Origin of the sequence: Nonomuraea sp. NPDC048901 (genome assembly GCF_040649695.1) — a bacterium.
In the GTDB taxonomy this organism is placed as follows: domain Bacteria; phylum Actinomycetota; class Actinomycetes; order Streptosporangiales; family Streptosporangiaceae; genus Nonomuraea.
Genome location: NZ_JBEZFW010000001.1, coordinates 123,375 through 145,675, shown reverse-complemented (window position 1 = coordinate 145,675; position 22,301 = coordinate 123,375). Strand labels below are relative to the sequence as shown.

Sequence of the window (22,301 nt, the reverse complement as noted above, 5' to 3'; positions counted from 1 at the left end):
CAGCGGGGCAGAGGCCAGCCCTGCAAAACGGAGGTAGGGGTCGTACCCCAGGGTTGAAGATGGCGTGAGGTCAGTGCCAGGGGACAGCGGGGGAGGCGTAGACGTCAAGCGTGTACGCGAGAGGCGGCGTTCTGGAGGAGGATGCGGCAGAGGTCGCCCAGGTCTTGGCCCGCGGCCTCCGCCGCCATCGGCAGCAGCGACGTCTCCGTCATCCCGGGGGCCACGTTGACCTCCAGGAAGTGGGGCTTGTCTGAGGCGTCGACGATGAGGTCGGTGCGGGAGATGTCCCGGAGGCCCAGGGCGGTGTGGGCCGTCACGGCGGTTTCGGCGCAGGCCGCGGCCGCCTCGGCGGAGAGGCGGGCCGGCGCGAAGAACTCGGTGTGGCCGGCGGTGTAGCGGGCCGCGTAGTCGTAGACGCCCTCGTCCGGGACGATCTCGACGGCGGGCAGGGCGATCGGGCCGTTGCCCAGGTCGACGACCGAGACCGCTACTTCGACGCCCGCCACGTACCGCTCGATCAGCGCCGTGTCGCCGTACGCGAAACAGCCGACCATCGCGGCCGGGAGCTCTTCGGCGGTGCGGACGATCGAGGCGCCCAGGGCGGAGCCGCCACGGGCGGGCTTGACGAACAGGGGGAGGCCGAGATGCGCCACGATGCGGCCCAGGACGACCGTGGCGCCGAGGTCGTGGAAGGTCTCCTTGGGCAGGGTGACCGACTCGGGGGTGCGCAGGCCGACCGAGCGTACGACGCCCTTGGCGGTCGGCTTGTCGAAGGCGACGCGGCAGGCGTCGGGGTCGGCGCCGACATAGGGGACGTTCAGCAGTTCGAGGATGGAACGGATGGCGCCGTCCTCACCCGCGCCGCCGTGCAGCGTGACGAAGACCGCGTCCGGTGGGTCGGCCAGGATGGACGGCACGAGGGACGCGTCGGTGTCGCGGGCCTCCACGTCGATACCGGCCGCCCGCAGCACCTCACTCACCCGGCGACCGGAGCGCAGGGACACCTCCCGTTCGTATGAGAGGCCCCCGGCCAGCACGAGCACGTGGCCCAGATCGCTCATTTGTTCTCCTCCGCTGATCGCACGCTGTCCAACCGTACCGGGGCTGGGGTGGAATGGTGTACGGCAGGCGCTTTCTACCGTGCGGGCTATGACCAACGGAATGCATAGATATGCACTGCGAGGGGAAGAGCCGGCGTCCCAACCGAGACGCCGGCAGGCAAGAGAGGATCAGGCCAGGTCAGGTCCGGGCGTGTCCACGCCCGCATGCCCCCGGGCCGACCCCGTCCCGAACGTGTCCCGCAGCTGGATCTCCTGCTCGATCACCCCAGCCAACCGCCGGACCCCTTCCCGAATCCGGTCCGGCTCAGGGAAGCAGTAGGACAGCCGCATCTGCCGGGCCCCGCTCCCATCGGAGAAGAACCCGGTCCCCGGCACGAACGCCACCCGTTCCGCCACCGCCCGCGGCAGGATGGCCTTCGAGTCCAGGCCCTCCGGCAGCGTCGCCCACACGAAGAACCCCCCGGCCGGTCGTGTCCAGGTGACCTCGGGGGGCATGAGCGCCGAGAGCGCGTCGAGCAGCGTGTCACGTCGCTCGCGATAGAGCTCCCTGAACGTTTTGATCTGCTCCTGCCACGGCTGCGTGGCGAGGTACTGGCCCACGGCCAGCTGGGTGAAGGACGAGTGCGACAGTACGGCCGACTCCATGGCCAGCACGAGCTTGTCGCGGACGGCGTGCGGCGCCAGCGCCCAGCCGACCCGGAACCCAGGGGCGAGCGTCTTGGAGAACGACCCGAGATAGACCACGCCGTCGGGATTGTCAGCCCGCAGCGCGCGCATGGGCTCGCCGTCGAAGCCGAGCAGCCCGTACGGGTTGTCCTCGATGATCAGGACACCGGCCCGCTGGCAGATGTCGAGCACCTGCTGCCGCCGCGCCAGGTTCAGGGTGACACCGGCGGGGTTGTGGAAGGTCGGGATCGTGTAGAGGAACTTGATCGGGGCGCCCGCGGTCTCCAGCGCGTAGATGGTCTGCGCGAGAGACTCGGGAATGATGCCCTGATCGTCCATGGCGATATGCACCACTTTGGCCTGATAAGCGGCGAATGTGCCGAGGGCGCCTACGTACGACGGGCCTTCGGCCAGCACCACGTCACCCGGGTCGATGAAGATCCGGGTGACCAAATCAAGCGCTTGCTGCGAACCTACGGTGACGACCACGTCGTTCGCCCCGGCCTGGATCCCCTCCAGCCGCATCACGTCGCAGATCTGCTCGCGCAGGTGCGGATCGCCCTGGCCGGAGCCGTACTGCAGCGCGACGGGACCGCGCCTGGTGACCAGATCGGACACCAGCTCGCCGACCATGTCGAGGGGGAGGGCCGTGACGTACGGCATGCCGCCGGCGAGCGAGACCACCTCGGGCCTCGACGCGACGGCGAAAAGAGCTCGGATCTCGGAGGCGACCATCCCGGTAGCTCGTGCGGCGTACCGATCGACGTAGGCATCGATGCGCGACCCTTGGGTCGCGGGCGTCTGACCGTGATCCAGCTCTCCTGTCACGGTCCACCTCCTTGGTGTCATTTGTCGCTGAACTACCAGATTACGGCAGTCGGACATGTCGGCTGTGACCGGGCTCGACCGTCGTGGTACCCGATGGCGGGACGTCACTGGGCTACGATGCCAGCTGGGGACGCGTTTTTCGCGCGCTTTTCCGGGTCAACGATTGGGGCCGTAGTTGTCGCGTCGGCTGGTCAACATAACCCTGGACAATCTGGACGATCTGCCGCGCCGCTGCCGGCGGTGCGTCTTTTGGGAGCTCGACCCCGTCAGCGGGGAGCGCGCGATCGACTCCGGTGGTCCAGAGCTGGAGAAAGAGGCATGGATCTCCGGCACGCTGCTCGAATGGGGCAGCTGCGGCAAGATCGTGTACGTCGACGGGGTGCCCGCCGGCTTCGTCATTTACAGCCCGCCGCTCTACAGCCCCCGCTCGGTGGCCTTTCCCACCTCGCCGGTCAGCGCAGACGCGGTGCTGCTCATGACCGCGCACATCATTCCGGAGTTCTCGGGCGGCGGTCTGGGCCGGATGCTGATCCAGGGCGTGGCCAAGGACCTGACGCGACGTGGCGTGAAGGCCATCGAGGCGTTCGGCGACCTCAAGTGGGAGGAGCCGAGCTGCGTGGTCCCGGCCGAATACCTGCTGTCCGTGGGCTTCAAGACGGTACGCCCGCATCTGCGCTTCCCCCGGCTCCGGCTGGAGCTGAAGACGGCCGTCTCGTGGCGCGAGGACGTCGAGGTGGCCCTGGAGCGCCTACTCGGCTCCATGAGCCCGGAACGCGCCCTTCGCCCCGTCTGACGCCATCTCAAGGACGCCAAAGGCGAACAGGCAGAAGCCCCCTGAGCGAACCATCGCCAGGGGGCTTCTCACTGAAACGCTGCGGGCGTCGTCAGATGATGCCCTCGAGCTCGCGCAGCAGCATGGCCTTCGGCTTGGCGCCGATGATCTGCTTCACGACCTCTCCACCCTTGTAGACGTTCAGGGTGGGGATCTGGAGCACACCGTAGTCGCGCGGGACATCCGGGTTCTCGTCGATGTTGAGCTTGACGATCTCCAGCTTGTCGCCGTGCTCCTTGGCGATCTCCTCGAGGATGGGCGATACCTGACGGCATGGGCCGCACCACTCGGCCCAGAAGTCAACGAGCACGGGCTTGTCGCTCTTGAGGACCTCGGCCTCGAAGGTGGCGTCGGTTACTGCCTTCACGGTGCGCTCCTTAGTTTTCGTTCGAGGCCAGCCAGCGCTCGGAGTCGAGTGACGCCGAGCAGCCGGTGCCGGCCGCGGTGATGGCCTGCCGGTAGATGTGGTCGACGACGTCGCCCGCGGCGAAGACGCCGTCGATGTTGGTCGCCGTGCTGGGCGCGTCGACCTTGACGTAGCCGTCGTCGTCGAGGTCGATCTGGCCCTTGACCAGCTCGCTGCGTGGGTCGTGGCCGATCGCCAGGAACAGCGCGTCGGTGGCCAGCTCGCATTCCTCGCCGGTCTTGAGGTTGCGCAGCTTGACGGCCTCGACCTTGTCGGCGCCGAGGACGTCGACGACCTCGCTGTCCCAGATGAAGCGGATCTTGTCGTTCGCGAACGCCCGCTCCTGCATGATCTTGCTGGCGCGCAGTTCGTCACGGCGGTGCACGACAGTGACCATGCGGCCGAAGCGGGTCAGGAACGTGGCCTCCTCCATCGCGGTGTCACCACCGCCGACGACCACGATGTCCTTGTTGCGGAAGAAGAAGCCGTCACAGGTGGCACACCAGGAGACGCCCCGCCCGGACAGGCGCTTCTCGTTGGGCAGGCCCAGCTCGCGGTAGCCGGAGCCCATCGCCAGGATGACCGACTTGGCGTAGTAGGTCTCGCTGTGGGTCTTGATCACCTTGGGATTGGCCTCAAGGTCCACTTCGAGTACGTCGTCCGCGACCAGCTCGGCGCCGAACCGCTCGGCCTGCTTACGCAGGTTGTCCATCAGATCGGGGCCCATGATGCCGTCGGGGAAACCGGGGAAGTTCTCGACATCGGTGGTGTTCATCAACGCGCCGCCCGCCGTCACCGAGCCCTCGAAGACCAGCGGCTTGAGCTCGGCGCGCGCGGAGTAGACGGCCGCCGTGTATCCAGCGGGGCCGGATCCAATGATGATCACGTTACGCACGTCGCTCAACGCTCTCACGCCTTCCTAGTCTGCTCTTGCCTGTCGCCTCAACAGATCCTAGGCCGCCGTGATTCCCGGCCCCGTCCTCAACGCACGCCGAAAACGAAAGAGCCCGCCGAAGCGGGCTCTGACGTGGGCGTTCAAGGGATCACCGACCTACCAGCGCCCCACCATGGGCTTACGCAGGCTCTTGCAGTTGAACGGGTCGACGATGTCGACGCGGAGCGTCTTGGCCGCCTTGTTCTTCCAGGAGGTCATGATGATGGCCTCCGACCCGTTGAACTGGCCCTGGTCGACCGCGAATACCTTGAGCTTCGTACGGTTGGCCACCCGGCTGACGCACTTGTCGACCACGTCGATCTCCGAGGAACCGCCACCCGCTATGGGCGCGGGCCCGAAGATGCCTTCGAGCGGCTGCCGCAGCTCCTGTTCGCTGTAGTTGTGCCCGCTGTCCGTCAGCGCGTACGGCCTGGGCCGCACCTCCGCCTTGGGCGGAGGCGGCGACGCCTGAGCGGTCTGCAACTGCTTCCCGCTGGCGATGGTGCCACCACCACCCGCGAGCAGGCTGGTGGAGAGCACTGCGGTGCCTACCACAGCCGCCGCGGCAGCAGCGGCGACCGCGGGCATCGCCCATCGGCGCCGTCGTGCGGCCGTGTGCTTGGCAGGGACGATGGTGCCGTCGTCGGAGACCACCCCGAGGCGTACCGGCTCCGGCTCCCGCGGGGATTGCTCCCATGGGGAGTCCCGCATGAGCTCATCCCAGTTGGGGGGTTCCGCCAGGCCGACACCACCCCCGCGCGCGGATCCCGCCTCGGCGGCCAGCGCCTTGTCGATGCGCAGTGCGACTCCCATCGGCATGGCCGGTGTCGGAGTCGCCGCGAGCACCTCGCGAACCGCTGCCAGGTCGGCCAGTAGCTCCCCACAGGGGTCGCATACCGCGAGATGCTCGCGGACCTGGCGGGCCGTGCCAGCGTCTAGGAGACCCTCGGCCAACTCGGCCAGGATTTCCAGATCGTAGTGCGTATCACCCGTCACGAAGTTCTGCTCCCTTCGCGGATGAGACGCGACTGAGGTCCGATCGGTTCCGCAGATGCGAAAGAATTGGGGCAAGTTTCGCGCGCCCCCGCGCGCACCGGCTCTTCACCGTCCCGCTGGGCACTTCAAGCACCTGAGCTGCGTCTTCGACCGAATAGCCCATCATGTCGACGAGCACCAGCGCGGCGCGCTGGTCGGTCGGAAGCAGTTTCAGCGCGGCCGAAACCTCCATCGAAACCTCACGCTCACCCGTCTGGTCGGGCATCGGCGTGTCACGCTCGGCGGCCTCGATGAGCTCGTCATCGGCGACCGGTCTGACGGACTTGCGGCGCATCCGGTCGAGGCAGGCGTTCACCACGATCCGGTGCAGCCAGGTCGTGACCGCGGCCTCGCCGCGGAACGTGCTCGCCTTCCGGTAGGCGGAGACGAAGGCGTCCTGCACCGCGTCGGCCGCTTCGTCGGGATCGCCCAGCGTGCGCAGGGCCACGGCCCACATGCGGTCACGGTGTCTCTTGACGATCTCGCTGAAGGCGTGAGGATCCCCGTTGATGTGCGCGGTCAGCAGCTCGGCGTCGGTGACGGCGGGCCGCTCCGCGGAGGAGGGTGGCTCGGGTGGGGAGTTCACAAGAGGGATTCCTGGGTTATGCCGATCCGGGAGAATGCACCACTACTTCATAGATGGTGCCATGAAACTTGCCCGCATCTGCCGGAAGACGGGTAAACCAGATCAAAACGTACCTGCCGCTTGCGGCTTGATCAGGCTTCAAGGTGATCTTTCCGGACCCGTTCTTCTCCTTGGTGACGGTCTTCAGCGAGCCCAGCTCAGGCGAATCGCCGACCTTCAGCTCGACGCTCGCGCCCGATGCATCGGCCAGCGTAGCCACCACGTCGCCGATCGGCATGCTCTTGCCCATATCGAGCAGCAATCCCACCCCGGCCTTGAGGTTGCCCAGGTCGGCGCTGTTGTAGTTCTCCGTTTTCCAGAGCGTGCTGGGCTTGCCGTCGATGGCGAGCGGCGCCATCTCGTTCTTCTCATCCCGGTCGGCGAGCGGATCGAAGCCGGTCGCCTTCTCCGGCTTCACGACGACCATCGGCTGCGCCGACGCGGAGGCCGAGGCGCTCGGGGAGGTCTCCGCCTGCGGGGAGTTCGGACTGCCCAGACTGCGGCCGATCGTCCAGGCACCGACGCCGACCGCGGCGATGACGAGCAGCACCACGACGGTCATCAGCACCCGGTTGATCATGCTGCCGCCGCTGGGTGCGCGGGGCGGCATGGGCCTGGGCTGCGTCGGCAGAGGCGGGCGCGGCGGGCGCCGCTCGGTCTCGATGCCCTCGGAGTGCGAGACCGACTGCACCGCCGGCGTCTGGGGATAGGCGATCGGGATCGGCATGGGCCGGGCCACGTTGGCGAGCGCGTCGGCGATCTCGGACGGGCTGGACAGGGCGGCCTGCCCCTTGCGGGACTCGGGCAGGCAGGACCTGATGGTGACCGCGTCGAGATATCCGGGCACTCCGGCGGTGACCTGGCGGGGCGTGCAGAAGTGCCCGTCGATCATCGGCGCCGTGGGCAGACCGCCCTCCTCCTCGTCGCCCGGCCAGTGGCCGGACAGCCCCGCGTACAGCAGGCGGCCCAGCCCTTCGGCGTCGTCGAGGGCGGGCTGGTCGGTGGTGAGCCCGGACAGGGCGGCGTCGACCGCGACGCCGAGCACCTTGACCGTGTTGCCGGTCGTCCACACCAGGTGCGCCGGGCGCAGGCACAGGTGGTAGAGGTCGGCCTCATGCGCGTGGGCCAGCGCCTCGGCGGCCTCGGCGACCAGGCCGGCGGCCCGCTCCGGCTCCAGCGGGCCGGCCGCGAGCAGGTCGGACAGGGTGTCGCCGGTGACCCACTCGCTGACCACGTACGAGTGATCGTCGTGCTCGGCGGCGTCGAACACCTGCGTCAGGCGCGGATCGGTGAGTCTGCTGGCGGCGCGGGCGGCCGTGACCACTTCGTGGACGCGGGGAAAGTCAGGGGAGAAGGTGTGGACCGCGACGGGGCGGGCGAGGATCTCGTCGATGGCCTTCCACAGGGTGGCTCCATCGGACTCGGTCACCCGGTCCTCCAGCCGGAAGCGTTCGGCGAGACGGGTGCCGGGTTCGACCGACGACGTGCTCACTGACTCACTCCGCTCGGCCGCTCGGGGGTGCTCATGACTCGACTCACCTGCGTGGGGGTGTACCACGTAGGCACGCTATGCCGGGTGGATCCGCCCACGCCCCTCCTGCTTCCATTCGCGCCGTGTCGGCACCATGCTAGTGCCGCGCCGGTTCCACCCGCGTTCCTTACCTGCCTACCCGCCCGGCAACCATCCCAACGATCGAGTTGATCTCCGGGATGCGCATGCGATGGGCGACTCCCAGATACAACAGCATGCCCAGACCGCCGCCCACGGCCAAGGCGATCACCGAGTTGAGGAAGGTGAGCCCGCCGAACACATCCTGAACCGCCCAGACGGCCACCAGCGCCAGTGCCGCCGCGGGCAGTGCCGACAGGTACATCCTCGTCAGAGCCGTCCCGATCTTCCAGCCCCCCAGCCCCTTGACCCGGCGGGCGGCGAGAATCCAGGCGCCGCCGGCCCCGATGGTGTAGGCGACGGCGTAGGCGAAGGCCAACCCCATCACCGCGTACCGAGCCGGCAGCAGGACGTTGAAGACTACCATCAGCAGCGCGTTGACCGCCGTCGTCGCCGCGCCCACGTAAACGGGCGTCCGGGTGTCGCCGAAGCTGTAGAAGACCCGCAGCAGCAATTGGAAGATCGAGAACGGCACCAGCGCCAGGCCGTAGACCTGCAGCACGTTGCCGATGTAGACGGCCGCGTCGGCTGAGGTGACGCCGTGGGCGTACAACGGCACGGTGATCGCCGGGCCGAGCACCATCAGCAGCAGCGACACCGGGACCATCACCGAGCTGATGAGTCGCACGCTCGACCCGAACTCTGAGCGGACCTCGTCGAGCTGCCCCGCTTCTACCGCCCGGCTCATCCTGGGCAGCATGGCCGTGATCACCGAGACGCCGATGACGCCGTAGGGCAGCTGGAAGAGCTGGAAGGCCAGCGTGTACGGGCTGATGCCGTGGCCGGGCACCGCATCGCCCGCCGCGCTGGACAGGTTGGTCGTCAGCATGAAGCCGAGCTGCGTGACCACCACGTAGCCGATGGTCCAGATCCCGGCCCGGCCCATCTCGCCGAGCCGCGCGTTGCGCACGTCGAAGCGCGGGACGAAGGAGAACCCGATCCGCTTGAGCGCGACGATCAGCACGGCGGCCTGCGCCACGATGCCCGCCGTGGTGCCCAGGCCGAGCAGCGCGATCTGGCCGTTGGTGACCAGGCCGATGTCGCCGCCCGCCTTGCCGGCCACCACCATGTAGAGCACGAGCACACAGATGACCACGAGGTTGTTGATCACCGGCGCCCACATGGGAGCCGCGTAGCGGTCACGCGTGTTGAGAATGGCCCCGGCCACCGCGCCGACGCCGAAGAAGGCCAGCTGCGGCAGGATGAACCGGGCCAGCAGCACCGCGACCTCGAACTTGCGGCTGCCGGGCAGCCAGTCGGTGGTGTAGAGGTCGATGAGCAGGGGGGCCGCCAGCACGGCGAGCACGGCGACGACCAGCAGCGCCGCCGTGGCCAGCGTCATGAGGCGCTGCTCATAGGCCCGGCCGCCGTCGTAGTCGCGCTGCTGCGCCTTGACGATCATCGGCACCACGACGCTGCTGAGCACGCCGAGCAGCAGTAGGTCGAGAATGCTGTATGGAATCGCGTACGCGGCGTTGTAGGCGTCACCCATGGCCAAGGTGCCGATCGCGGAGGCGAGCACCATCGTCCGCACGAATCCCGTGACCCTGGACACCATCGTGCCCGCCGCCATGATGGCGCTGGCCCGCAACATGCGGCTCATACGGTCTCACTCTCCCGGCTCTTGGCGGCCCGAGCGAGCCGTCGCTGCGATCTGCGCCGTAGCACCCGTGTCACGACCGCGGCGAGCATGACCGCCAGCGCCGCCCCGACGATGACCAGGGCGATCCCCGTGTAGCCGGTGGTGCGGATCGTCAGCTTGACCGGCTTGCCGTACGGCAGACCGTTCCTGGTCATCAGCTGGACGCTCACCGTGGCGTCACCGCTCGTCGTCGCGTTCATCCCCACCTGGACGCCGCCATTTTGATCGTTGGGGATCGTCAGCAGCTTCTTGGACGGCGTGGGGTTGATCTGGAGGACACCGGGATTGTTGCTCTTCACGTCGATGTAGAGAGCGATAGTCTCACCGATCGAATTCTTCACGCTGATGGGCACCTGGCCGTTGCTCCCGGCCAGCTGGCGCAGCTGGTCGGGGTCGGCCCCGGTGATCGAGATCTTGTTCATCTGGGTCTGAACGGCCCCGTCGACCAGCTTGGTGGCGGCGCGGCCCGCACGCGTGTTGTTGCGCCAGGACGAGGAGGCCAGCCTGAGCACCGCGGCGTCGAAGTCGGAGTGCGGCTTGGGCTCGGCCGCGATCAGGGCGGTGAGCTGTGCCTTCTCGGCCACTTTCTTGAGCGGGGCGAGGTACTTGGCGCTGAGCTCGTCCTTGCGGTCCTGGTCGGTGTAGGTGAGCGCGGCCCTGGGCACGGACGCCTTGCTCGGCTTGAGCGAGCCGAGCTGGGTCAGCGTCAGCCACGGCAGCCGGTTCGCGGTCTTGAGCAGAGTGTTGACCAGCTTCGGGTTCGGGTCCCAGCGGCGCGAGGGTGCGATGACCAGCGACCGGGGATTGGTCTGGCCAGGCTCGGAGGCGACCATCGCGGTCTCGGCGATGAAGCGCTGCTTGCTCAGGAAGACCGAGCCCGGCGCGGTGGAGTCGGGCTCGAAGGTGCGCGTGAGCTCCGCGTCGGCGACCAGCGCGGTGACCGGCCCCTCGACGCTGTCGAGCGTGGTGACGGCGTCGGGCGTGAACGCGACCGGCGGCTGCGGCGGCAGGTTCGTGGAGTTGAGCAGGACCCGGTCGACCTTGGAGACGTTGAGCAGGTCGAGCGCGTCGGGGTCGAGCACGCCCGCGACCGGCCAGTTCGTCGTCAGCGACACGTCGCGCTTGAGCAGCTCCGTGGCGACCTGGCCGCCCATCGCGATCGCCGTGGCGGTCTGGCCGTCCAGCCCCTGGTGGGCGAGTGCGGCGACGTCGGGATCGGCGTACGGCGTGGCCACGACCGGGGAGGAGGCCAGCGCGGTGCGCAGCGAGTTGAGCCACTGCGCGGCGTTGGGGTCGGCGGCCTGGTCCTTGCCCTTGAGCCGGTGCTTGCGGGACAGAGCCTGCGCGTCGTCGAGGAGCGCGGGGTCCACGAACCAGGTGACGCTCTTGTGCGCCGTGGCGGCGATGCCGGCCAGCTCGGCGAGCCGGCCCTTGCCGGTCAGCTGCGGGCCCAGCTTGTCGTCGACGAAGTTGTCGTTCTCGGCGCGATGCGTCTGGTCGATGATGGGCAGCGCGATGGCCAGCCGGTTGCGCGGCAGTTTCTGCGGGGTCGGCGGCGCGTACGTCAGGTAGGTGCGCTGCGGCGTGGAGATCGACGCACCGAAGCGGGCCACGTCGACGGCGATCGGATAGACACCGAACGACGTCAGCCCGAGCTGCACGGGTGTCGCCAGGAGCTCGAAGGTCTTGGAGGCACCCGCCTCCAGCGCCGGGATGTCCATGAAGGAGACCTGCGTAGAGAGCCTCGTGGGCAGGGTCGCCGGGTTCTGGTCGGTCTGGTAGGCGGACATGGTGGCCCGGTCGGGGAACTTCTGCGGCTGGTAACGCAGCTGGACCCGCAGGCTGGTCATCGCCTCGCCCGTGTCGTTGCGGACCACTCCGGCGATCTTGATCTGCGTGGTCTGGCTCGTAGGCACATCGGGCGTGATGGACGTGATCGACACGTCCATCGACTGCCTGTTCGCCTTCCCGGCGGCCGTGCCCGGCGTCTTCGTGGCAGCAGTACTCGGCGTCGTCGCGGCCATGGGCGCGAGCAACGCGGCGGACAGTACGGCGAGCAGCGAGACCTTACGGATCACGCGTCCGCCCGAGCTGGAGTACGACGCACGCCCGCAATGGTACGGGCTCAGTGCCGTATCGCGACCGCCTGGCGGGATCCTCTGGGCCTCGGGATCCGCAGGTTCACGGTCTTGCCGGGCAGGAGTGTCAGCAGGTCAAGGGCGCGCATGGAGATGGCCGTGTGGCGTTCCCCGGTGGCCGTGAAGATCGCGTCGGCATCGGCGCGGAGGCGGTCGTCCACCGCCACGGCCAGGCCCTCGGGCAGCAGCAACGGGCTGACGAGCCCGGCCGCGTAGTCGGTGGCGGAATTGACCAGAAAGTCGGGGGCGAGGCGTACCTGCCGCACGCCGAGCGCGCCGCAGACGGCCCCGGCCTGCGGTGGGTCCGAGACGGCGGAGACGACGGCGACGACGACCTCGCGGCCGATTCTCGTGGCGACCTCGAACACCGTGACCGCCACGCACCGCCCGGGCGCGGCGGAGACCGCCTCGGGCAACTCGTCCACGCAAGTCATGGGGCGCGGAAGGCGTACGATCTCATGATGGACCTGGTGTGCGAGGAGCCAGCGGTGGATCGCGAGGGCGTCCTTCATAGAAGACCTCCTGGCCTGGTTCCATGGCCCCCGACGGTCCCCTGACCGACGGTAACCCCGACTGGATATTGCTCGGGGGATATGTTCCGGAATCAAAGGACCTACCCAGCTTGTCCGACTCAAATCTGACCGAAAGCCAGCAGCGGGCCATGACCGACCTGTTCCGTAAGATCGCTCCGGTGGCCGACGAGCTTGGCCGGTTGTTCGCCGCGCATGGGCACGAGCTGGCCCTCGTCGGCGGCCCGGTGCGCGACATCCTGCTCGGCCGCGTGGGCAACGATCTCGACCTGACCACCGACGCCAGGCCCGAACGGGTCCTGGAAATGGTCCGTGATTGGGCTGATTCGGTCTGGACGATCGGCATCGACTTCGGCACGGTCGGCGTGCGGAAGGGCGGCTCGCTGCTGGAGATCACCACCTACCGCAGCGAGTCGTACGACCCCAAGTCCCGCAAGCCGGAGGTCATGTACGGCGAGACGCTGGAGGCCGACCTGGAGCGGCGCGACTTCGCGGTCAACGCGATGGCCGTGCGGCTGCCGGGGCACGCGTTCGTCGACCCCTACGGCGGCCTGACCGACCTGTCGGCCAAGCTGCTGCGCACGCCGGGCACGCCCGAGCAGTCCTTCGACGACGACCCGCTGCGCATGCTGCGCGCCGCCAGGTTCGCCTCGCAGCTCGGCTTCACGGTCGACGCCAAGGCCCTCGCGGCGATGACCGACATGGCCGAGCGCATCGAGATCGTCTCGGCCGAGCGCATCCGTGACGAGCTCGACAAGCTGATCTGCGGCACCTACCCGCGCGAGGGCCTGCGCCTGCTGGTCGAGACCGGGCTGGCCGCGCACGTGCTGCCCGAGCTGCCCAAGCTGCGCCTGGAGATCGACGAGCACCACCGGCACAAGGACGTCTACGAGCACACGCTGACCGTCCTCGACCAGGCCATCGCCCAGGAGGACGACGGCAAGCCCGACCGGATCCTGCGCTGGGCCGCGCTGCTGCACGACATCGGCAAGCCCAAGACGCGGCGGCACGAGGCGGGCGGGCGGGTCTCCTTCCATCACCACGAGGTGGTGGGGGCGCAGATGGCCAAGAAGCGCATGACCGAGCTCAAGTTCCCCAAGGACGTGGTGGCCGACGTGTCGCAGCTGGTGGAGCTGCACCTGCGCTTCCACGGTTACGGCACGGGCGAGTGGACCGACAGCGCGGTGCGCCGCTATGTGCGCGACGCCGGTCACCTGCTCGACCGGCTCCACAAGCTGACCAGGGCCGACTGCACGACGCGCAACAAGCGCAAGGCAGCTACGCTGTCGCGTACGTACGACCAGCTAGAGGAGCGCATCGCCCGGCTGGCCGACGAGGAGGAGCTGGCCAAGATCCGCCCGGAGCTCGACGGCAACGAGATCCAGCGGATCCTCGGCGTCGGTCCCGGCCCGATCGTCGGGCGGGCGTACAAGTTCCTGCTGGAGCTCCGCCTGGACAAGGGGATGGTCGGCAAGGAGACCGCCACCGAGGCGCTGCTGGAGTGGGCGCGGGAGAGCGGTGCGTCACCGGCCGGCGACACGACGCCGGCTTGATCTCAGCAGGAGGCCGTGGCGCGGCGCCCCGGATGATCAGCGGGAGGCCGTGGCGCGCGGCGTCGGGATGATCATCCGGTAGATCAGCGCGCCCGCCAGGTAACCGGCCGTCACGATCACCACGGCCGCGTAGGACTTGCCGTTGGCCGGCAGGATCGCCGCGGACAGGGCGGCCGCCAGCACGTACATGCCGTTGAACAGCATGTCGTAGATCGAGAAGGCCCGGCCCAGGTAGGCGTCCTCCACGTCGCGCTGGACCGTGACGTCGGCGCAGATCTTGACGCTCTGCCCGGCGATGCCGAGCACGAACCCGGCGATCGGCAGGCTCCACGTCTGGAACGGCACGACCAGCACCGCCGTGAGCACGCCGGCCACGACCAGCGCGATCGGTACCCACCGCTCGATCGTGAACCGCGCGGTGGCCCACGGAGTGACGATCACCGCGAGGAAGAAGCCAACACCCGAGGTGGCCACGACCAGGCTGAGCCCACGCAGCGCCACCTCGGAGTCGCCGCCGGAGAAGTAGTAGCGGTAGAGGATGATGCCGAGCGCGGTGGCCATGCCGTACATGAACCGGTGTGTCGCCATCGCGCCCATAGTGGCGGCGGCCGTACGGTGGCCCACCAGGTGCTTGGCGCCGTCGGCGAGGCCGATGAGCACGTTGCGCACGGCCTCGCGGGCTTGCGGCCGCTCGGGGTCGAAGGAGGGGCCGAGCAGCGAGCGCTCCATGGTGCGGGCGATCAGCGCGCTCATCCCGGCGACCACGCCCGAGACGACCAGCAGCAGCGCCACGCCGAAGTCGCCGCTGCCGAACAGCTCACGCAGCAGGAAGCCCACCCCGGCGCCGAGGAAGGTGAAAACCGTGCCCGAGGTGGGCGTGACCGCGTTGGCGGCCATCAGCCGGTCTTCCGGCACCACGTGCGGCAGTGACGCGCCGAGGGCGGCCAGGAAGAACCGGTTGGCCGCGAGCACGCCGAGCGCGGCCGCGTAGAAGACCGTGTCGGGCACGTCGGCGGCGACCAGCGCCGCCGCCACGACCAACAGCGCGCCGCGCACGATCGGCGCGACGACGAGGATCTGCCGCCGCGACCAGCGGTCGATGAAGACGCCGACGAACGGGCCGAGAATGCTGTACGGCAGCAGCAGCACGGCCAGCCCGGCCGCCACCTGCAGAGCCGTGGTCTGCGTCTCCGGGCTGAAGAAGGCGAACCCGACCACGGCGAACTGGAAGACCCCGTCGGAGAACTGGGAGACCAGCCGGGTGGCGAACAGCCGTCGGAAGTCCCTGCCCTTCAGGACCACGCGAAGATCGGCGACGAATGACACGCAGTCAGCCTACTTCCGCCCGATTCACAGGTTGGTACAGCAGGCAGTCATTCGTCGCCAGTGGCCAACATGATCACGTACGCTTCGTAGCGTGACGATGGAAGAACACGTGGTGTTGGTCGACGGCGACGGCAACGCGATCGGCACCGCTCCCAAGAGCTCGGTGCACGGCCAGGAAACCCCGCTCCACCTGGCGTTCTCCAGTTACGTCTTCGACGAGGACAGCCGCGTCCTGCTGACCAGGCGCGCCGCGGGCAAACTGACCTGGCCGGGCGTGTGGACCAACAGCTGCTGCGGCCACCCGCTACCCGGCGAGCCGCTGAAGCACGCGGTCATCCGCAGGCTGTCCTACGAGCTCGGCCTGACGGTGGACCGGGTGGATCTCATGCTGCCGACGTTCACCTATCGCGCGGTCATGCCCAACGGCATCGTCGAACACGAGCTCTGCCCCGTCTACCGCGTGACGGTCGATGCCTCCGCCATCCCGAACCCGGACGAGGTTGACGAAATCCGGTGGATGCCCTGGAAGGAGTTCGCGGACGGCGTCCTGAGCACCCTGCTGGCGATCAGCCCGTGGTGCCGCGAACAGGTCCCCATGCTGAACGAACTGGGCACCAATCCCCTGGACTGGCGCCCGGCCTCGGTGGAGGAGCTGCCTCCGGCCGCCCGAAGCGCTGCCCGTACCGCTTTGTGAGATTTTGTGGGGCTTTGTGGGCGCCGCGCGGAGTGCACGGCGCCGGACCACGGACCTATCTGTCCACTTCGCCGCGGATGAACTTCTCGACGTAGTCGCGCGCGTCGTCGTCCGAGTATTGGACCGGCGGCGACTTCATGAAGTAGGAGGACGCGCTCAGGATCGGTCCCGCGATCCCCCGGTCGAGGGCGATCTTGGCGGCGCGCACGGCGTCGATGATGATCCCCGCCGAGTTGGGCGAGTCCCACACCTCCAGCTTGTACTCCAGGGTGAGCGGCGTGTCGCCGAACGAGCGCCCCTCCAGCCGCACGAAGGCCAGCTTCCGGTCGTCGAGCCACGGCACGTGGTCCGACGGGCCGATGTGCACGTCGGCCTTGGCCATCTCGTGCGGGATCTGCGAGGTGACCGACTGCGTCTTGGAGATCTTCTTCGACTGGAGGCGCGTGCGCTCCAGCATGTTCATGAAGTCCATGTTGCCGCCGACGTTGAGCTGGTACGTGCGCAGCAGCTCGACCCCGCGGTCCTCGAACAGCTTGGCCAGCACGCGGTGCGTGATGGTCGCGCCGACCTGCGACTTGATGTCGTCGCCGACGATCGGCACGCCGGCCGCGGTGAACTTCTCCGCCCATTCCGGGTCGGAGGCGATGAACACCGGCAGCGCGTTGACGAACGCCACCTTGGCGTCCAGCGCGCACTGGGCGTAGAACCGGTCGGCCGCCTCGGAGCCCACGGGGAGGTAGGACACCAGGACGTCCACCTGGCTCTCGCGGAGCACCTGGACGACGTCGACCGGCGACTCGTCGGACTCTTCGATGATCTCGCGGTAGTACTCGCCAAGTCCGTCGAAGGTATGGCCGCGCTGGACGATCACCCCGGTGGGCGGCACGTCCGCGAACTTGATCGTGTTGTTCTCGCTGGCGCCGATCGCCTCGGACAGGTCGCGGCCGACCTTCTTGGCGTCGACGTCGAACGCGGCGACGAACTCGACGTCGCCCACGTGATAGTCGCCGAACTTCACGTGCATCAGGCCCGGCACCCGTGTGGCCGGGTCGGCGTCCTTGTAATAGTGAACGCCCTGAACCAGTGACGCCGCGCAGTTGCCAACACCGACAATGGCCACGCGAACCGAACCCATCGCACTCGCTCCCTTACTCATCAGTTGATCTCTCGGGGTTCTCCTCAGAGGAGCCCCGTCTCTCTGTCGCGATCAGCTCGTTCAGCCACCGCACCTCGCGTTCGACCGATTCGAGCCCGTGACGTTGCAGTTCGAGCGTGTAGCTGTCGAGGCGCTCCCTGGTGCGGGCCAGGGCCGTGCGCACGCTGTCGAGGCGTTCCTCCAGGCGGCTGCGGCGGCCTTCGAGGATCCGCAGTCTCACCTCCGCCTCCGTGTGCCTGAAGAACGCGAAGTGGACGCCGAAACTCTCGTCCTCCCACGCGGACGGCCCTGCCTGCGTCAGCAGGTCCTGGAGCCGTTCCTTGCCCTCCGCGGTCAGCTTGTAGACGATCTTCGACCGGCCCCCGACGATCGCGGCGGGCGCCGGCTGCTCCTCCACGATGAGGCCCTGTTCGAGCAGTGAGCGCAGACAGGGGTAGAGCGACCCGTAGGAGAAGGCGCGGAACATGCCCAGCAAGGCATTGAGCCGTTTGCGCAGCTCATAGCCATGTAGCGGCGTCTCGTGCAGCGACCCGAGCACGGCCAGCTCCAGCACTCTGCCCTGCCCGCTGGCCACTGGAACCGCCCCCTCTCACGTCGATGTATCGAGCCGATACATCCCGATGATACGTCGCGCCGCTATATCGCCGCAATTAACGACTTTGCCAAGGCGTTGGGATGATTCAGCAAAACGCCGTAGTCTGGCGCTCATGTGGTCACAGGGAAAGGTGGTGGACTACGGCCTTGCCAAGCGGGCGGTGGTCGACTTCCCGCACCCCAGGTGTACGTCGCCTGGGGATATTCGTGACGCACAGTCGTACCTCCTTCGCGCGGCGCGCCACTTCGGCGAACCGACCGAACACCTCTGCCCGATGTGCGAGGGGGAGAACGTCACCAACGTGACCTACGTCTCCGGGGATTCCCCGGGACGCCATGCCGGTGAGGCAAAGGTCGCGTCGGAACTCGCCGATATGGCCCATGATTACGATGAGTTCCGGGTGTACGCCGTCGAGGTCTGTCAAGGTTGTTCCTGGAACCACCTGACGGTGTCGTTCGTCCTCGGCAACGGACCGCCGGACCGCGTCGGGCGACCGTAGAAGACCGAGGACGGCGAGGAGCCCCACGCCCATCCGCCGTGCTATCCGACGACGTTGTGAGGACGTGTGAGTAACAGCAGCAATGAGGGGACGGGTCGGCCTGGAAGGCGCCGTCGCTCCAACTCATCCCGTTCTGTGCCCCAAGACAATTCGCCGCAAACCGGCGAAGCAGGCTGGGGGGCGGCACAGCCTCAGCGTCGGCCGGAAGCCGCGTACGAGCAGACCGGCGCGATGGCCGCCCAGCCATACGCGGACCCCCAGCAGCCGGGCCCCCAGCAAATGGGCTCCCAGCGTCCGGGCATGCCGCAATCAGGCCCCCAACAGCCGGGTCCGGGCAGTCCCGGCCCCCGCCAGCCGGGTCGGCGCGAGGCCGCGCCGCGCGAGCCTGGGCGGCGCCAGGGCGGCCGTGAGCGCTCGCGCGGCGAAGGCGAATACGACACCCGCGCCCGCAGCAACCAGGAGACCATGATCAGCGACGCGCCCAGGCGGGCGCGCGGGCGCGGCTCCGGCGGACCCCAAGGGCCTGGCGGCCCCGAGGGCCCTGAGCGGCCCAAGGACGAGCGGCCGAAGTGGCGCCGCTTCATCCCCAGCTGGAAGATCGTCATGGCCTCGATGACGGTCCTCGCGGCCGGCATCTTCGGCATGATCGCGGTGGCCTACGCCAACACCCCGGTGCCCGACGAGAACGACACGCAGGCCGGGGCGACCGCCCAGGGCAGCACCGTCTACTTCTCGGACGGCAAGAAGGTCATCGCCAAGCTCGGCACACCCCGGAAGATCATCCCGTACGAGCAGATGTCCGAGAAGCTCAGGGACGCCACGGTGGCCATCGAGAACGACACGTTCTACGAGGACTCCGGCATCTCCATCTCCGGCATGGCCCGCTCGCTGTGGATGACCGCGACGGGTCAGCAGTTGCAGGGCGCCTCGACGATCACCCAGCAGATGGCCCGCGGTTACTACGGCGGCCTCAGCTCGGAAGTCTCGATCAAGCGTAAGGTCAGCGAGATCTTCATCGCGGTCAAGCTCAACCAGACGAAGTCCAAAGAGGACATCCTTAAGACCTACCTCAACACCGTCAACTTCGGCCGGGCCTACGGCGTCGAGGCGGCAGCCCAGGCGTATTTCGGCAAGAGCAAGCATGCCTCGAACCTCACCCTGTCGGAGGCGGCCTACCTGGCCGCGCACATCCAGACGCCGAGCTGGGGCTCCGAGGACCCCGCGCTCAAATTCCGCTGGAAGACCGTCCTGGACTACATGGCCAAGCAGTGGCCGGACAAATACGCCGCGGAAGCGAAGACGGCGGAGTGGCCCAAGATCAAGAAGTCCAACACGGACAGCGCCTACGCGGGTCTCAACGGCTACATGCTCGAGGCGGTCACTCGGGAACTCGAGGCGCGCGGCATCACCATGGACGCCATCAAGAGCAGCGGCTACGAGATCGTCACCACCTTCGACAAGAGGCTCATGCAGGCCGCCAAGACCGCGGTGCAGGACGCGACGAAGAACATGTCGAAGGAGTTCCACACCAGTCTCGCCGCCGTTGACCCCAAGAACGGCCGCGTGGTGGCCTTCTACGGAGGCACTGACTACCTCAAGGACCCGTGGAACGAGCCCTTCGACTCGGCCAAGCAGGCCGCCTCCGCGTTCAAGCCCTACGTGCTGGCCGCATGGCTGAAGGCCGGATACTCGATCAACAGCTACGTACCGGGCAGCGTCACGGTGCCGAAGAAACTGCCGGGGCAGCAGCCCGGCGGTTTCAAGAACAGCCACAACGTGGGCGCCTCGATCGACGTGGTCAAGGCGACCGCGCAGTCCGTCAACACCGCCTACGTGTCGATGGCGTACGCGCTGCCCGAAAGGATCGACGACGTCAAGAGCCTCGTCGAGTCGGCCGGGTTCAGCCGGACGCGCATGGAGAAGGACGTCGATGACCACGGCTACGGGTTTGCCATCGGTAGCGCGCCGGTCACCGCCGTGGAGCAGGCGGCCGGATACTCGATCTTCGCCAACGCCGGCAAGTACACCAAATATCACGTGGTGAAGGAGATCAAGCTGAACGGGCAGGTCGCCTATCCCGAGCAGAAGTCCTCCAAGAACGTGATCAGCCCCGAGGCCGCCGCCGACGCGACGGTGGCCATGCAGGAGGTGCTGCGGAGCGGCACCGCGAGGGGCAAGGGCCTGGGCAACCGCCCGGCGGCGGGCAAGACCGGTACGAACAACGACGAGAAGGAAGCCTGGTTCGTCGGTTACACTCCGCAGCTGTCTACGGCGGTCGGTATGTACCGTGAGGTGTGCAAGACGAAGACCGGCAAGGTCGTCCAGCCCATCAACTCGAACTGCCCCCTCACCCCCAAGGGTCAGCCGCCATCCAAGAAGTACAACGTCAACAAGCCTTACACCAAGGCGTATGAGACCACGCTGCAGTTCGAGGGTGCGGACACGCCCACCACGATCTGGCGCGCGTTCATGACCGCCGCACTCCAGAACAAGCAGGTCGAGCAGTTCCCCACCAGGGCCGACATCGGGCAGCCGGAGAACATCGTGCCGAGCCCGACGCCCACGCCGACGCCCACCGAGGACGACCCGTCCCTTGAGGACGAGGACCCCAACGCCAACTGCGGCGTCGTCCCGCCGTGCACCGGCGACGACGACCAGATCATCACGGTCGACCCCAACCAGAACGGCGAGCCGCAGGACGACGGCGGCGGTTTCGACGGGCGGGGCCGCCAGAGCCAGGGGTCCAACCCGGTCATCGTTCCCGGTCCGATGCCGAGCAGACGCGAGGACTGGTGAAGTCGAGCACCGAGGTCCGCCCACCGCTCATGAACCGGGCCGTGCCGTACCTTCCCCTGGGGCTGTTCGCGGCCCTGGGGGCCACGCTCGCCTACATCGTGCGGCTGCCCTGCCGCACGGGCGGGTGGAACGACCAGGTCTCGACGTACACGAACTTCTGCTACACCGATATCTACCCGCTCTACTTCGACCGGCAGCTGGCGACGCAGAACCCCTATTTCGCCGACGTGCCGTTCGACAAGCACGTCGAATATCCGGTGGTCCTCGGCGAGGTCATGCAGGTGATCAGCTGGATCGCCCGCTGGCTGGAGCGCGACGTGGTCGCCCAGGCGGTCAGGTTCTACGACATCACCGTCATCCTGCTCGGCGTCTGCCTGGTGGCCGGCGTGCTGCTGATGGCGGCGGTGGCGGGACCGACCAGGCGGTGGGACGCGCTCTGGTACGCGCTCGCCCCGTCGATCGTCCTGGCCGCCTACATCAACTGGGACCTGGTCGCGGGCGCGCTGTCGATGGGCATGCTGCTGGCCTGGGCCCGGAAGCGGCAGGTGCTGGCCGGCGTGCTGCTCGGCCTGGCGATCGCGACGAAGTTCTACCCGATCATGTTCGTCGGCGCGCTCCTGCTGCTCACCATGCGCACCGCGCGATGGCGGCCGTTCCTCGTCACGATGGGTGCGACCGCCGGGTCATGGCTGGTGGTCAACGTGCCGTTCATGGTGCTGGCCTGGGACGGCTGGCGCCGCTTCTACGTCTTCTCCGAGGAACGCGGCGTCGACTGGGGCTCGCCCTGGCTGTTCTTCCAGAACAAAGGCTGGCCGATCCTGGGTGACACCGACGTCAGCCGCCTGGGCATGGTCTCGCTGGGCCTGCTGTGCCTGGGCATCGCGGCCCTCACGCTGATGGCGCCGCGCCGGCCGAGACTGGCGCAGATCTGCTTCCTCGCGCTGGCCGCGTTCATGATGACGAACAAGGTGTGGTCGCCGCAGTTCGTCCTGTGGCTGGTGCCCTTCGCGGTGCTGGCCAGGCCCAACTGGAAGCCGATCGCGCTCTGGCAGGTCGCCGAGATCTGGTATTTCTGCGCGATCTGGCTCTATCTGCTCTCCCAGTCTCCGGTCAGCCGTCCCGACCTGGGCATCGGCGACAACACCTACTTCACCGCCGTATGGGGACGGGTCCTCACGATCGCCATCATGATGGCCTTCGTGGTACGTGACATCCTGCGTCCCGACAAGGACGTCATCCGGCAGACAGGCATCGACGACCAGGCCGGCGGCGTCTTCGACGGCGCGCCGGACCGGTTCACCCTGCGCCCGGCCTAG

At 68.0% G+C, this 22,301-nt stretch carries 19 protein-coding genes; 6 read left to right on the top strand and 13 right to left on the bottom strand.

The window, feature by feature from the left end; all coding sequences use genetic code 11:
• Positions 1-104: 104 nt before the first annotated feature.
• Complete coding sequence (locus AB0C30_RS00775; protein WP_357938150.1) at positions 105-1,061, bottom strand: D-alanine--D-alanine ligase; 957 nt, start codon at positions 1,059-1,061, stop codon at positions 105-107.
• A 168-nt stretch (positions 1,062-1,229) separates the two neighbouring features.
• Positions 1,230-2,462: a PLP-dependent aminotransferase family protein gene (locus AB0C30_RS00770; RefSeq protein WP_357939724.1), complete on the bottom strand. Its 1,233-nt coding sequence runs from the start codon at positions 2,460-2,462 to the stop codon at positions 1,230-1,232.
• A 268-nt stretch (positions 2,463-2,730) separates the two neighbouring features.
• On the opposite strand from AB0C30_RS00770, the gene AB0C30_RS00765 reads away from it, so the two are divergent.
• Positions 2,731-3,348 (top strand): GNAT family N-acetyltransferase, encoded by a 618-nt coding sequence (locus tag AB0C30_RS00765; RefSeq protein ID WP_357938148.1) that lies wholly within the window; start codon positions 2,731-2,733, stop codon positions 3,346-3,348.
• Between the two features lie 91 nt (positions 3,349-3,439).
• Here the strand turns inward: AB0C30_RS00765 and trxA are convergent, their stop codons facing one another.
• From trxA to AB0C30_RS00725, 8 genes are all read right to left on the bottom strand, one after another.
• Positions 3,440-3,754 (bottom strand): thioredoxin, encoded by a 315-nt coding sequence (trxA, locus tag AB0C30_RS00760; protein ID WP_225300927.1) that lies wholly within the window; start codon positions 3,752-3,754, stop codon positions 3,440-3,442.
• Positions 3,755-3,764: 10 nt separating this feature from the next.
• On the bottom strand, positions 3,765-4,697 hold the full coding sequence (gene trxB / locus AB0C30_RS00755) for a thioredoxin-disulfide reductase (RefSeq protein ID WP_357939722.1): 933 nt from the start codon (positions 4,695-4,697) through the stop codon (positions 3,765-3,767).
• Between the two features lie 147 nt (positions 4,698-4,844).
• The gene (locus AB0C30_RS00750; protein WP_357938146.1) at positions 4,845-5,723 is read right to left on the bottom strand and encodes a zf-HC2 domain-containing protein; all 879 of its coding nucleotides are present in this window, start codon (positions 5,721-5,723) and stop codon (positions 4,845-4,847) included.
• Complete coding sequence (gene sigM, locus AB0C30_RS00745) at positions 5,713-6,348, bottom strand: RNA polymerase sigma factor SigM (protein ID WP_357938144.1); 636 nt, start codon at positions 6,346-6,348, stop codon at positions 5,713-5,715. The genes AB0C30_RS00750 and sigM overlap by 11 nt, the downstream gene beginning before the upstream one ends.
• 16 nt (positions 6,349-6,364) lie before the next feature.
• Entirely contained in the window at positions 6,365-7,879 is a 1,515-nt protein-coding gene (locus tag AB0C30_RS00740; RefSeq protein WP_357938142.1) for a protein kinase family protein, read from the bottom strand.
• A gap of 166 nt (positions 7,880-8,045) precedes the next feature.
• Positions 8,046-9,659: a murein biosynthesis integral membrane protein MurJ gene (gene murJ / locus AB0C30_RS00735; RefSeq protein WP_357938140.1), complete on the bottom strand. Its 1,614-nt coding sequence runs from the start codon at positions 9,657-9,659 to the stop codon at positions 8,046-8,048.
• The gene (locus tag AB0C30_RS00730; protein WP_357938138.1) at positions 9,656-11,776 is read right to left on the bottom strand and encodes a DUF6049 family protein; all 2,121 of its coding nucleotides are present in this window, start codon (positions 11,774-11,776) and stop codon (positions 9,656-9,658) included. Before AB0C30_RS00730 ends, murJ begins: the two co-directional genes overlap by 4 nt.
• Before the next feature lie 47 nt (positions 11,777-11,823).
• Positions 11,824-12,348 (bottom strand): YbaK/EbsC family protein, encoded by a 525-nt coding sequence (locus AB0C30_RS00725; protein ID WP_357938136.1) that lies wholly within the window; start codon positions 12,346-12,348, stop codon positions 11,824-11,826.
• Between the two features lie 149 nt (positions 12,349-12,497).
• Here AB0C30_RS00725 and AB0C30_RS00720 point away from each other — a divergent pair, with 149 nt between their 5' ends.
• On the top strand, positions 12,498-13,919 hold the full coding sequence (locus AB0C30_RS00720) for a CCA tRNA nucleotidyltransferase (protein ID WP_357939720.1): 1,422 nt from the start codon (positions 12,498-12,500) through the stop codon (positions 13,917-13,919).
• A 36-nt stretch (positions 13,920-13,955) separates the two neighbouring features.
• Here the strand turns inward: AB0C30_RS00720 and AB0C30_RS00715 are convergent, their stop codons facing one another.
• Positions 13,956-15,245, bottom strand: coding sequence for an MFS transporter (locus AB0C30_RS00715; RefSeq protein ID WP_357938134.1), 1,290 nt, complete (start codon positions 15,243-15,245; stop codon positions 13,956-13,958).
• A 97-nt stretch (positions 15,246-15,342) separates the two neighbouring features.
• Here AB0C30_RS00715 and idi point away from each other — a divergent pair, with 97 nt between their 5' ends.
• Positions 15,343-15,939 carry an isopentenyl-diphosphate Delta-isomerase gene (idi, locus tag AB0C30_RS00710; RefSeq protein ID WP_357939718.1) on the top strand — a complete coding sequence of 199 codons (597 nt, stop codon included), beginning with the start codon at positions 15,343-15,345 and terminating at the stop codon, positions 15,937-15,939.
• Between the two features lie 55 nt (positions 15,940-15,994).
• Here idi and AB0C30_RS00705 read toward each other — a convergent pair whose 3' ends face one another.
• Positions 15,995-17,074 carry an inositol-3-phosphate synthase gene (locus AB0C30_RS00705; protein WP_357938133.1) on the bottom strand — a complete coding sequence of 360 codons (1,080 nt, stop codon included), beginning with the start codon at positions 17,072-17,074 and terminating at the stop codon, positions 15,995-15,997.
• A 13-nt stretch (positions 17,075-17,087) separates the two neighbouring features.
• Positions 17,088-17,669 (bottom strand): PadR family transcriptional regulator, encoded by a 582-nt coding sequence (locus tag AB0C30_RS00700; protein ID WP_357655325.1) that lies wholly within the window; start codon positions 17,667-17,669, stop codon positions 17,088-17,090.
• Between the two features lie 133 nt (positions 17,670-17,802).
• On the opposite strand from AB0C30_RS00700, the gene AB0C30_RS00695 reads away from it, so the two are divergent.
• The 3 genes from AB0C30_RS00695 to AB0C30_RS00685 all read left to right on the top strand — a co-directional run bounded on the left by AB0C30_RS00695 (position 17,803) and on the right by AB0C30_RS00685 (position 22,301).
• Positions 17,803-18,189, top strand: a complete 387-nt coding sequence (locus AB0C30_RS00695) for a DUF5318 family protein (RefSeq protein WP_357938131.1) — start codon at positions 17,803-17,805, stop codon at positions 18,187-18,189.
• Positions 18,190-18,489: 300 nt separating this feature from the next.
• Complete coding sequence (locus AB0C30_RS00690) at positions 18,490-20,985, top strand: transglycosylase domain-containing protein (protein ID WP_357938129.1); 2,496 nt, start codon at positions 18,490-18,492, stop codon at positions 20,983-20,985.
• Positions 20,982-22,301: a glycosyltransferase 87 family protein gene (locus tag AB0C30_RS00685; RefSeq protein ID WP_357938127.1), complete on the top strand. Its 1,320-nt coding sequence runs from the start codon at positions 20,982-20,984 to the stop codon at positions 22,299-22,301. Before AB0C30_RS00690 ends, AB0C30_RS00685 begins: the two co-directional genes overlap by 4 nt.